Annotated in this window: 9 protein-coding genes; 1 reads left to right on the top strand and 8 read right to left on the bottom strand. The window is 61.7% G+C overall.

Annotated elements, in window-relative coordinates; all coding sequences use genetic code 11:
- Nucleotides 1-259 precede the first annotated feature (259 nt).
- The gene (locus QOC89_RS18240) at nt 260-1,963 is read right to left on the bottom strand and encodes a methyl-accepting chemotaxis protein (RefSeq protein WP_323046306.1); all 1,704 of its coding nucleotides are present in this window, start codon (nt 1,961-1,963) and stop codon (nt 260-262) included.
- Between the two features lie 308 nt (nt 1,964-2,271).
- On the opposite strand from QOC89_RS18240, the gene QOC89_RS18235 reads away from it, so the two are divergent.
- Nucleotides 2,272-3,072 (top strand): hypothetical protein, encoded by an 801-nt coding sequence (locus QOC89_RS18235; protein WP_323046305.1) that lies wholly within the window; start codon nt 2,272-2,274, stop codon nt 3,070-3,072.
- Here QOC89_RS18235 and QOC89_RS18230 read toward each other — a convergent pair.
- The 7 genes from QOC89_RS18230 to QOC89_RS18200 form a co-directional block, all read right to left on the bottom strand.
- Nucleotides 3,062-3,889 carry a CoA ester lyase gene (locus QOC89_RS18230; protein WP_323046304.1) on the bottom strand — a complete coding sequence of 276 codons (828 nt, stop codon included), beginning with the start codon at nt 3,887-3,889 and terminating at the stop codon, nt 3,062-3,064. The genes QOC89_RS18235 and QOC89_RS18230 overlap by 11 nt on opposite strands.
- A gap of 36 nt (nt 3,890-3,925) precedes the next feature.
- A complete protein-coding gene (locus QOC89_RS18225; RefSeq protein ID WP_323046303.1) occupies nt 3,926-4,642 on the bottom strand; it encodes a GntR family transcriptional regulator in 717 nt (238 codons plus the stop codon).
- Nucleotides 4,643-4,729: 87 nt separating this feature from the next.
- On the bottom strand, nt 4,730-5,920 hold the full coding sequence (locus tag QOC89_RS18220) for a CoA transferase (protein WP_323046302.1): 1,191 nt from the start codon (nt 5,918-5,920) through the stop codon (nt 4,730-4,732).
- Nucleotides 5,917-7,080, bottom strand: a complete 1,164-nt coding sequence (locus QOC89_RS18215; protein WP_323046301.1) for an acyl-CoA dehydrogenase family protein — start codon at nt 7,078-7,080, stop codon at nt 5,917-5,919. Before QOC89_RS18215 ends, QOC89_RS18220 begins: the two co-directional genes overlap by 4 nt.
- Nucleotides 7,077-8,504, bottom strand: coding sequence for an MmgE/PrpD family protein (locus QOC89_RS18210; RefSeq protein WP_323046300.1), 1,428 nt, complete (start codon nt 8,502-8,504; stop codon nt 7,077-7,079). The genes QOC89_RS18215 and QOC89_RS18210 overlap by 4 nt, the downstream gene beginning before the upstream one ends.
- 6 nt (nt 8,505-8,510) lie before the next feature.
- Entirely contained in the window at nt 8,511-9,917 is a 1,407-nt protein-coding gene (locus QOC89_RS18205) for an MFS transporter (protein ID WP_323046299.1), read from the bottom strand.
- 180 nt (nt 9,918-10,097) lie between these two features.
- Nucleotides 10,098-10,598 carry a MaoC family dehydratase gene (locus QOC89_RS18200; protein WP_323046298.1) on the bottom strand — a complete coding sequence of 167 codons (501 nt, stop codon included), beginning with the start codon at nt 10,596-10,598 and terminating at the stop codon, nt 10,098-10,100.
- Nucleotides 10,599-10,928: the final 330 nt, after the last annotated feature.

Raw genomic sequence — 10,928 nt, 5'->3', positions numbered from 1 at the left:
ATGCGCCACTACCGTCACTGTGCGGGGGACCCGCTTAAGAATTCGCGGTTTGAGCCGCTTTCTTTTGCCTACTTTTCTTTGCGGCAGGCAAAGAAAAGTAGGTGCCCGCCCCGCACAGGGGCGACGCTAATAGACCAATAACAAATCAAGGAAAGGCCAACGCCGTAGGCATACAGACAAAGCGCCGCGCAGGCAACCAGTTCAAGAAAAAGCCAACGCCCCAGAGCAAACAAACAACAAGCACTGCGTCGGCAAAAAATCAAACCGCCACAAACCCACCCACCTCAACCTTCCCCGGCGCAACCATACCTTCCCCTCGCCGCCCGGCAAAACCAGAACCAGCACCAGCACCAGCACCAGCACCAGCACCAGCACCAGCACCAGCACCAGCACCAGCACCAGCACCACTTCCAGTCTGAAACACAGCCACAGCCGAAGTCAACCTCCTGGCCTGATCTTCCAGTGAACTAGCCGCGGCAGCGGCCTCCTCCACCAGAGCGGCATTCTGCTGAGTCACCTCATCCATCTGCGCCACAGCCAGGTTCACCTGATCGATCCCGGTACTCTGCTCGATCGCCGCAGCCGCGATCTCCCCCATAATCGAACTCACTCGAGAAATCGCTTCAACAATCTCGGTCATCGTCGACCCTGACCGTTCGACCAACTGCGAACCCGCCTGCACCCGCGCCGTCGATGCATCGATCAACCCTTTAATCTCCTTGGCCGCCGCAGCGCTCCGCTGCGCCAACGACCGCACCTCGCTAGCCACCACAGCAAACCCGCGCCCCTGCTCACCCGCGCGCGCCGCCTCGACCGCCGCATTGAGCGCCAGAATATTGGTCTGAAAAGCAATCCCTTCGATTACGCCAACAATGTCAGCAATCCGCCGCGAGTCATCGACGATCCCATGCATCGTACCCACCACCTGCTCGGTCAGATCACCTCCCTGCGCCGCCAGGCTCGACGCCCCTTGCGCCAGCGAACTCGCCTGCTTCGCATTGTCGGCAGTCTGCTTGACCGTCGAAGTCAGCTCCTCAATACTCGCCGCCGTTTCCTCAAGTGACGCAGCCTGCTCCTCGGTCCGCTGCGACAAATCGGTATTCCCCGCCGCAATCTCGCTCACACCGGTATCAATAGACTCCGTGCCATGCCGCACGGCATTCACCGTCTCAATCAACGAGTCCTGCATCTTGCGCAACGCCGCCGCAAGACGACCCATTTCGTTATTGCTCGTCACCTCGATCTGGCTCGTCAGATCGCCATTGGCAATCCGCTGAAACTGCGCGATGGTGGCATCGACCGGCGTAACGATCGCACGCACCATCACCGCCCGCCCGACCAGCGACCCCAGCAGCGACACCACCATCCCCACCGCCACCGCAATGCAGATCGCGTAAAACAGGTCCTGCGCATCCTGATACCGCTGTTGACCGTGCTCGAGTTGCAGCTTCTCAAGCGTGAGCATCGCCTTTTCATACGCGCTATAAACCGACGGCAGTTTGTGCGCCTGCAGCTGCTCAAACGCGCTTTTGTCTCCGGATTTAAGCGCGGCCAGCGCCGGCTCGACGCCCTCGTGCAAGAAGATGTCGCGCTTATCCTGCATGTCCTTGATCAGGCGCTGTTCATCGGCATCCGCGCCCGCGCGGCTCACATAGTGGGCAAGCCGGTCGTTCGATGCTTTCTGGTACTGATCAAAGCGCTTGAGCACCGCGCTTGCGCCGTCCTGATCGTTCAGGTCGACCAACGATGCGTAGGTCGCCAACGCCAGTCGCAGGCGCAGCAACTGTCCGGCACTGCCCTCGAGGTCGGCGACCGCCGGCGTATCCACGGTGTACATCTGCTGCAGCGACGCGTTGCTCGCACGCAACGACAGCAGCCCCGCGGCGGCGCCGACCAGCAGCACCACGCCGAAGAACGCAATCATCAAGGTAAGGCAGGTTCGAATCGACAGATTCTTCAGCATCGGGCTTATCTCCATTGGGCTACCTGACCGAATATCCAGGAAATCAGCCTCGGCCAGGCGTGCTGCGCCCAAGCCCATACGGGCAGGTCCGCAACCTTTGATTTATTAGAATTAAGCGAATGTCACACAATTGGTCTACGGCGCGATTGCAGGAAACTTTATAGTTGATAGTGCATACGTTTGTGATACCTCCACATAAAAGCGGAAGTCAGCGGCCACGCATGCAAGCTTTTTTGCGGGACTACCCGGGTGGTCGGCGGCCGGCGGTCAGTAGAAAGTGACGGGACACACGTCTACGGAGCATCTCAATGTCGGAAATAGGCTCAGCGCTGCTGGTTTTCGCTTTATTGCTGATTAGCACCAGTCTGGGCGTGTGGGTGCGGCCGCTGCTGCCGGAAGAGCACAAGGCTCACGAGACCGTACAACTCATTCAACTGGTTATCGGCATGCTGGTGACGTTTGCCGCTCTGGTGCTTGGATTGATGACGGCGTCCGCGAAAGCCAGCTTCGATACCGAGTCGAATGGCTTGCGCGGCTTTGCGGCTGATTTGATCGAGTTCGACACCACTTTGCGGGAGTACGGTAGCAGTACGGACGAGGCTCGGCGCCTGCTGGGCCAGTACACCGCGGCGGCGATTGCATCGACATGGCCCAGGGAACCGGCTCCGCCCGGTGACTACCCGAGAAACATCGGGTCGCAGGATAACTCGCAGCAGTTGGAGAGCGTGCGCCTCGGCGACATGCTGACTGCGGTGGGAACACAGTTGCGGCAATTGCAGACGCACGATCCGTTGCAACAGCGCACGCTCGATGATGCGTTGAAGCAATATCGGCGAACGGTGGACGCTCGATGGAAGATCATCGAGGAAGCGCACAGTTCGATTTCCATGCCTTTTCTGATGACGCTGACATTCTGGCTGTGTGTGATTTTTCTCAGCTTCGGGTTGATCGCACCGCGCAATGCGTTGGCATGGGTAACTATCTCGCTGGGAGCCGTATCGATTGCCTCCGCCATTTATGTAATCGTCGATCTGGATACACCGTTTTCCGGACCAATCGTCGTTTCCAGTTCGCCGATGCGAGATGCGCTGGCACATCTCACGCGGTGAAGCCCACGTTCTGCCTGGCATCAAACTCAAAAATTCGCCTGGCGCGGTCGACGATCGGTTTATCAACCAGTTTGCCATCCACTGCAAACGCCCCTTCGGGATGCTCATTGCAAGCGGTCAACACCCGCGCCGCCCAGCGGCGCTCTTCGTCGCTCGGCGCGAAGCCGCGATTCACCGGGTCCACCTGCTTAGGGTGAATACAAAGCTTTCCGGTGAATCCAAAGCGCCGCGCACTAGCAACCTGCGCCGCCAACCGCTCGGGATTATCGAGTTCCAGCGTCACGCCGTCGACTGGCGCAGCGAGGCCCGCATAGCGCGATTCGATCACCATTTGCGAACGCACGTAATCCAGCTCAACGCCGAGCCCTTCAATCCCGGCGTCGCCGCAAAAATCAACCGTCCCAAATGCAAGCCGCGCCACCGACGGCACGGCGGCAATCTCGCGCATCGCCACCACGCCCGCAACGGTCTCGATCAGCGCCACGATTCTTACCTGCGACGGCAACCGTGCCGCAACATCGGCAAGTTGCTGTGCGCTATCCGATTTCGGCACCATCACCACCGACGCGCCGGAGCGGCTCACCATCCTCACGTCTTCGGCGTGCCACGGCGTGCCCACCGCGTTCACGCGAACAATCAGACGCGAACGGTCCGCCGTCATGAGCCAGCGCTGCAAGCCCTCGCGCGCATGCTCCTTGGCGGCCGGCGCGACCGCGTCTTCCAGATCGATCACCACCGCGTCGGCGCCCGCGTCCAGCGCCTTCATAAAGCGCTCGGGCCGGTCGCCCGGAACGAACAGGTAGCTGCGTGCGTCCATGTTGCTCTCCTTCAGAAGCACGCGGCCAGGTGCTGCCTAGTTCGCGTGCCAGTCGAGTTGAAACGTTTCGGAATAACTGTAGCGATCCGCCGGGTGCACGCTGATCGTCAGTTCCACCAGTTGCCCACGACGGTTCAGATAACGGCGGCACAACCACAGCGCCGGCGAACGCGCCTTTGCGTTCAAACGCTGCGCGAGCTTCGCCGGCATCGCGATCGCGCGGATTTCCTGCTGCACTTCAGTGATCTGCTCGCCGAACTGTTTTTCGATCAGCGTGTAGATCGGCACGTGAGAGCGGCCGCTCAGCCCCGTCAACGATCGGAACGCCGGGTGGATATACACCTCGGTGTGGCAGATCGGCTCGACGCTGCCTGGCGTGCGACGAATACCTTCGGCCATGAGCCACGTTTCGCCCGGCTTCGCGTTGAGCCGCTCGCGCAGCTCCGCATCGTCGATCTCGATGGTTTGCGTCGAGGCAATCTCCAGTTCCGTATCCGCGGTATAACGGTGCAGATCGCTCAGGCGCTCCATCACCTGACGGTACGCGGTCTCGCTCTGCGTGGCCTTCACGCGGGTTCCGATGCCCGGCCGACGGTCCACGAGGCCGCGTTGCTCCAGTTGCTTGATCGCCTGCCGCACCGTGAACCGGCTCGCGCCGAATTGCTCGCATAACTCGAACTCGGTTGGCAGCAAAGCGCCGATGGGAAACCGCCCGTCCTGAATCTCGTTGAGGAGCGTCTGTGCCAGCTGCATGTAGCGCGGCTGTTGCCCAAGGACTGTCGTAGTGGCCATCTCGGTGTGCAATGAAGTGAAGGAGCGGGCAGTTGTGCCCGCCCGGCCTTATTGCACCACACCCGCCTCCCTCAGCAAAGCAATCCTTTCTGCGTCGTAACCCAACTCGTCGAGCAGCCGCTGGGTATCCTGCCCGATATCCGGTGCGGCGCGCATCGGCAGCGGCTCATCGACCCGCACCGGCGCAGCCACGCCGCGAATCTTGCCGAAGCGCGGGTGCTCCGCGTTCACCACGCATTCGCGCTCGGCGACGAACGGATTCTCCAGCGCCTCCTTGACGTCGAACACCGGCGCGGCCGGCACGCGGCCGCCGAACCGTTCGAGCCATTGCGCGGTGGTCGCGGTCGACAGCACCGCGTCGAGTTCGGTCTGTACCAGCTCGCGATTGGCGAGCCGCGCCTGGAAGTTGCAGAAACGCGGATCGGTGACCCATGACGGTTTGTCGACCACTTCGGCGAGCACGCTCCAGAACTTCTCCTTGTTGCACATCAGGAAAATCCAGCCGTCCTCCGTTTTGTACAACTGGCTAGGCGTGAGCGAAGGATGCGACGAGCGGTTCTCGCGCCCCGTGACCACGCCGCCGTTCAGATACCACGTCGCGACATAGGCGAGGTTATGCAGCGCCACGTCGAAGAGGCTCACGTCGATATCGCGGCCCTTGCCCGAGGTCTTCGCATCGACCAAACCGGCGAGCAGCGCCATCGCCGCGGTCGTGCCGGTCATCAGATCGATGATCGACAAACCGAAACGTGCCGGCGGACTATCAGGCTCACCGGTCACCGACAGATATCCCGCCTCGGCCTGCATCAGATAGTCGTAGCCGGGCCACGCCGCGCGGCTGCCTGTGCGGCCGTAGGCGGATAGATGCGCGCAGACGATCTTCGGATTCGCCTCGCACAGCTGTTCGTAGGTGACACCCAGCTTCACCGGCAGATCGCCGCGCAGATTGTTGAACACGGCATCGCTCTTTGCGACAAGGTCCAGCAGCACCGTACGCGCTTCGGGCTTCTTCAGATCGAGCGTCAAGCTGCACTTGTTGCGATTGAACGCTTCGAAAAAGTGACTATCGCCTTCGCCGAAAAAATAAGGGCCGACCGCGCGGCCCACGTCGCCGCCATTGCCCGGATGCTCGATCTTGATGATCTCCGCACCAAGGTCCGCGAGATGCTGAGTCGCGAACGGCCCTGCTCCGTACTGTTCGATGGCGAGCACGCGCACGCCGGAAAGGGGCAGACTCATACCGGACTCCGTTCGATCAACTGCTTGGCGATGATGATGCGCTGCATCTCGTTGGTGCCTTCGCCGATCACCAGGAGCGGCGCATCGCGATACAGTCGCTCGACGTTGTATTCCTTCGAGTAGCCGTACGCGCCGTGAATGCGCATGGCCTCGATGCTGTTCTCCAGCGCGGCTTCGGTGGCGAAGTACTTCGCCATGCCGGCTTCCATATCGCAGCGTTCACCGCGATCGTACTTTCGCGCGGCGGCGTCGACCAGCAGGCGGCCGGCTTCGGTGCGCGTCGCCATTTCGCCGAGCTTCAACTGAATCGCCTGGTGCTCGCAGATCGGCTTGCCGAACGTCTTGCGTTGCTGCGAATAGCTGACCGATTCTTCGAGCGCCGCTTGCGCAATGCCGACACCGCGCGCGGCGACATTGATGCGCCCGAGTTCGAGGCCGCCGAGTATCTGCTGCAAGCCTTTGCCTTCCACGCCCCCGATCAGCGCGTCGGCCGGCACATGAAAATCGTCGAACGACAGCTCGCAGGTATCGATGCCTTTGTAACCGAGCTTTTCGAGCTGCCGGCTAACTTCGAACCCCGGTCCCTTCTGCACCAGTAGCAAGCTCATTCCCTTATGACGCGGCTGCGCGGTGGGGTCCGTCTTCACCAGCAGCGCGAGTGTGTTGCCGTGCTTGCTATTCGTGATCCAGGTCTTGTTGCCGTTCACGATGTATTCGTCGCCGACACGTTTCGCGGTGGTGCGAATCGCCTGCAGATCCGTGCCGCAGTCGGGCTCCGTCAAGCCGATGCCGCCGCGCCATTCGCCGGTGGCGAACTTCGGCAGATATTTGCTCTTCTGCTCAGGCGTGCCGTTGCGTTGCACCAGCATCGCGAGGATCAGATGTGAATTGATGATGCCGCTCACCGACATCCAAACACGTGCGATCCGCGCGATGATCTGCGCGTAGGTGCGAGTCGACAGGCCCAGGCCGCCATATTCGGGATCGATGATGCAACCGAACAGGCCCATCTCCTTCATCTTCTCGACGATCTCTTCCGGGTAGATATCGTCGTGATCGAATTTGTGAACGTAGGGCCGCACTTCGGTTTCAAGGAAGCGGTCCAATGAGTCCAGAATCAGTTGATCGTTGTCCAGCGTGTCGAGTTCGGTGGCGGTCATGATGACGTCCTTGAAGATTCGGTGGATCCGGCGAGCGTGTCGGCCAATGTGCGCGCTGGCCGTTCGTCGAGTTGCAATACGGCCTGAGCGATCTGTTCAGCAACGCTTCGGGATACGGTGCGCTGAGCGTTCGCGTAGAACTTGGTGACGATGTCGTCGTTGCTCACGGGGCGGTCGGCACACCCCCGATTGATTGCTTCGCGATGCGCGACGCGTGTGCCGTCGCTGCGTTCCACTACGACTTCGCCGGTGTAGTGACGCGGGAAGGTCGAGTCCGGATCGATTTCGTAGTCGACGCGTGCAGCCAGCGCCAGCACGGCGGGATCGGCAAGCGCGGCCGGTTCCAGTTCGTCGAGCGTGAAGCGGCCTTTGAGCAACGCGGTGGCGACGATGTACGGCACGCTGAATTGCGCGTCGTAACTGGTGACCGGTTTGCGCTTCGGCGCGAGCGGCTCGCAGACGACCTCGACCGTTGCGCGCGGCACCTTGGCGACGACACGCGTGATCGAGTCGAGCGAGTCCGCGGAGAAACGATGCTCGCGATGCAACGCGATCGCGGCATCGGCCACTGCGTGCGTAAAGTGACAGGCGGGCAGTGGCTTGATCGCGACTTCGTCGATTTGCCATGTGCTGCCGAGGCCTTCGGTCGCAAGCTGCTGATCGGCTTCGTCGAGGGGCTTGCCCAGGTGACTGGCGTACAGACCGAAGCGTCCTTCGTACGCCGCACGCGGACCGGTGAAACCGTGCTTCGCGAGCGTCGCGGCGGTGATGCCGGACGCGGCGGCGAAACCGGGATGAGCGCGCTTGGTCCACGCGCCGCCTTCGAGGAACTCGAGGCTGCCGGCGGCCATCGACAGAACGATGCCTTGTGCGTGCGCCATGCGCGCTTCGTCTAGGTGCAACAGGCGCGCCGCCGCGACCGCGCAACCGAACGCGCCGACAAGGCCCGTCGGATGAAAGCCGGCCTGATGGAAACCGCCCTTCGCGGCGGATGCAACGCGCGTCGAGACTTCCATCGCGACGATATAGGCGCTGAGCAGATCCGCGCCGCTCAGGTCGTCGCGGTCGGCGAGCGCAAGGGCGCACGGTAAGGCGCTGGTCGTCGAATGGATCACGCCGCGTGAATGCGTGTCGTCAAAATCGAGGCCGTGTATCAGCACGCCGTTCATCACCGCGGCATCGCGCAGCGCGAGACGCCTGCCGTAGCCGATCACGGGCGACGTGCCGCTGCCGAGCTCGGAGAATGCCGCCAGCGACACACCCGCATACGGATAACCACGCGACGCTATGGCGATGCCGACAGCGTCGAGAATCAAGTGCTTGGCGCGCGTCTGGATAGCGCGAGGAACATCGCGCAATTGCAGACTCTGACCGAAACGCGCGTACTGATCGGAGAGCGTGACGGATGGATCAAGTGAAGTCATTTCGATTTATCCTTGCTGCGTAGCGGGCATCGGATCGGATTGGGTGTCGAGGCTCGGCGAGATCTGCTCGAGCGCATGCTGATTGGTCTCGACGCGCAGCAGCAGAATGCCGACCACCAGCAACGCCAGCACGCCACTCACCATCGCCAGCACACCGGACACGCCAAACGAGTTGTAGAGCAGCACCGCGAAATACGGCGTCGTCATCGAGGCAGCGCGTCCGCATACGCCCGCCGTGCCGGTTCCGCGCAAGCGCAACTCGGTCGGAAACAGTTCGGGGATGTAGGCAAACAGGCCGAGCGTCGCGACTGTGTAGATGCAGGTGATCAAGACAAAACCGACCAGACTGATCGCCCAGCCCGCGTGCATGTTGGGATAGACAAAACCGACCGCGATGGTCGCGATCGCGAAGACCACGAGACCTCGCGCACGGCCCAGGCGGTCCGCGCACAGAAAGCCGATCACCGCGCCGCCCGGTGCGCCGAACGCCATCAGCGTCGTGAAGCCGAGCGACTGCACGATGGTCAGCCCTTCTTTCACGAAGAAGGTCGGCAGCCACGCGACAAAGCCGTACACCGAAATGTTCACCGCGACCGCCGTCAAGGCGGCGACCAGCGTGCGGCCGAGCATCGCGTGTGAGAACAGGGCGGAGAATGGCGCTTTCGGCACTTCAAGACTTTCGGTGCGAGCGACCGGCGGCAGCGGCCCCTTCTGACGCTGCACCTGTTGTTCGATCGCGGAGACCGTCGCCTCGGCTTCTTCGGCACGGCCCACTGATTCGAGCCAGCGCGGCGATTCAGGCATGCGATGCCGCAACACCCACACGATGATCGCGCCGACGCCCGCAATCGCGAACATATAGCGCCAGCCGAGCAGCGGGATCACGACGTAGCCGACTGCCGTCGACACCAGCAAGCCGGAGTTGATGATGAACGCGAGCAGCGCGGTCCAGCGTCCGCGTGAAGCAGGCGGAATGAATTCGCACAAGGTACCGGCTGCCACCACCAGTTCGGCGCCAAGGCCGATGCCCATGATCAGCCGCAAAGCGATCAGCCAGCTCATGCTCGGGACGAAACAGGCGGCAATCGACGCAATGCCGAAGATCAGCAGGTTGGTCTGATACGACGAGCGCCGCCCGAAGCGGTCGCCCAGATAGCCGGCGAAACCGGCGCCGATCAGCATGCCGAGAAAGGTCACCGAGATGAACAGCGCGTTCAGCTTCAGGTCGGAGAAGCCTGACTTCACCATTGCACCCAGGGCACCGGCTGCGAGATAGATGTCGAAGGCGTCGAGAAAAGCTCCGGCGCTGATGAGCCCTAGAACCTTCCAGTGGAAGGACGCGATAGGCAGGCGATCGAGTCGCGCGCCTGAATTGACAATACCGATAGCCACCTTTGTCTCCTTGGTGTGCATGCGGCTCTGCTAGTGCTTGCCGCATTGCGACGCGTCGTTCGAGCGCCGCCGGGATTCGCGCGCCGCCTGCTCTTGCTGACAGGTTGGCGCTGGATGCTGCAGTTTTGTTTTGTCTGGCTGCGTGAGTCAGTCGTCGGCTCGTTGTTGCAGCGATTCGAGCCGTGCAGGACTGTCTGTCAGTCAGTCGCCTACGCCGTTGCCACGCGTGGGCACCAGCGCGCTGCGCACGAAGTCCATGATCGCCGTGCCGTCCTGCTTGAACGCGCGAGTCTGCACGGTGACGATGCCCTGCCCCGGACGGGATTTCGATTCGCGTTTTTCGAGTACTTCAGATTCCGCGTAGATCGTGTCGCCGCAAAACACTGGCGCGGTGAGGCGGATCTCTTTCCAGCCGAGGTTGGCGATCGCCTTGCCGCTGACGTCGTTCACCGACAGCCCGAGCACCACGGCAACCGTGAGGCCGCTATTGACGAGCAGGCGGCCGAACTCGCTTCTGGCCGCGTAGGCGGCGTCGCAATGCATCGGATGGAAGTTCATCGTCAGCAGCGAAAAGTGGATGTTGTCGGCTTCGGTGATGGTGCGTCCCGGCCGGTGTTCGTAGATGTCGCCTACGTGGAAATCTTCGAGGTAGCGGCCGTAACTGGCGCGGATGCGGGTGGTTACTGCAACGTCGGACTCCATGCTCGTCTCCTGTTTTCGGGTAACTTGTACGCATTTGTTGCTTTGTCCGTACAAAGTATGAATTGAGTATTGTCGGCGAGAGAGCGAAAGTCAAGACGGTTTGTGGAGGCCGGGGCGCAATCCGTGGCAAACGTGCCGCTGAGGCACGCTGGACCATGCTGGAAGGTTTACCCTCGGTGGCAGTGGAACGCTGTCCGGTAGCGTACCGATAGGCTGAATATCGAAGGAGGCGCTGTGTGAACGGGACGGACTCGCGCCGTCAACCAGGCGGGAGACTTGCCCCTGACTCAATAAAAAACCCCGCTCAAAAACGGGGTTTTTGCATTCACA

It is taken from the genome of Paraburkholderia sp., assembly GCF_034668105.1.
Classification (GTDB): Bacteria; Pseudomonadota; Gammaproteobacteria; order Burkholderiales; family Burkholderiaceae; genus Paraburkholderia.
Note: the sequence above shows the minus strand (reverse complement) of the source record. Positions and strands in the feature narration are given on the sequence as shown.

Bases quoted from the DNA above. Each gene is read 5' to 3' on its own strand.
- QOC89_RS18220 (WP_323046302.1), bottom strand. From the start codon at position 5,920: ATGAGTCTGCCCCTTTCCGGCGTGCGCGTGCTCGCCATCGAACAGTAC.
- QOC89_RS18210 (WP_323046300.1), bottom strand. From the start codon at position 8,504: ATGACTTCACTTGATCCATCCGTCACGCTCTCCGATCAGTACGCGCGT.
- QOC89_RS18215 (WP_323046301.1), bottom strand. From the start codon at position 7,080: ATGACCGCCACCGAACTCGACACGCTGGACAACGATCAACTGATTCTG.
- QOC89_RS18230 (WP_323046304.1), bottom strand. From the start codon at position 3,889: ATGGACGCACGCAGCTACCTGTTCGTTCCGGGCGACCGGCCCGAGCGC.
- QOC89_RS18225 (WP_323046303.1), bottom strand. From the start codon at position 4,642: ATGCAGCTGGCACAGACGCTCCTCAACGAGATTCAGGACGGGCGGTTT.
- QOC89_RS18240 (WP_323046306.1), bottom strand. From the start codon at position 1,963: ATGCTGAAGAATCTGTCGATTCGAACCTGCCTTACCTTGATGATTGCG.
- QOC89_RS18205 (WP_323046299.1), bottom strand. From the start codon at position 9,917: ATGCACACCAAGGAGACAAAGGTGGCTATCGGTATTGTCAATTCAGGC.
- QOC89_RS18235 (WP_323046305.1), top strand. From the start codon at position 2,272: ATGTCGGAAATAGGCTCAGCGCTGCTGGTTTTCGCTTTATTGCTGATT.
- QOC89_RS18200 (WP_323046298.1), bottom strand. From the start codon at position 10,598: ATGGAGTCCGACGTTGCAGTAACCACCCGCATCCGCGCCAGTTACGGC.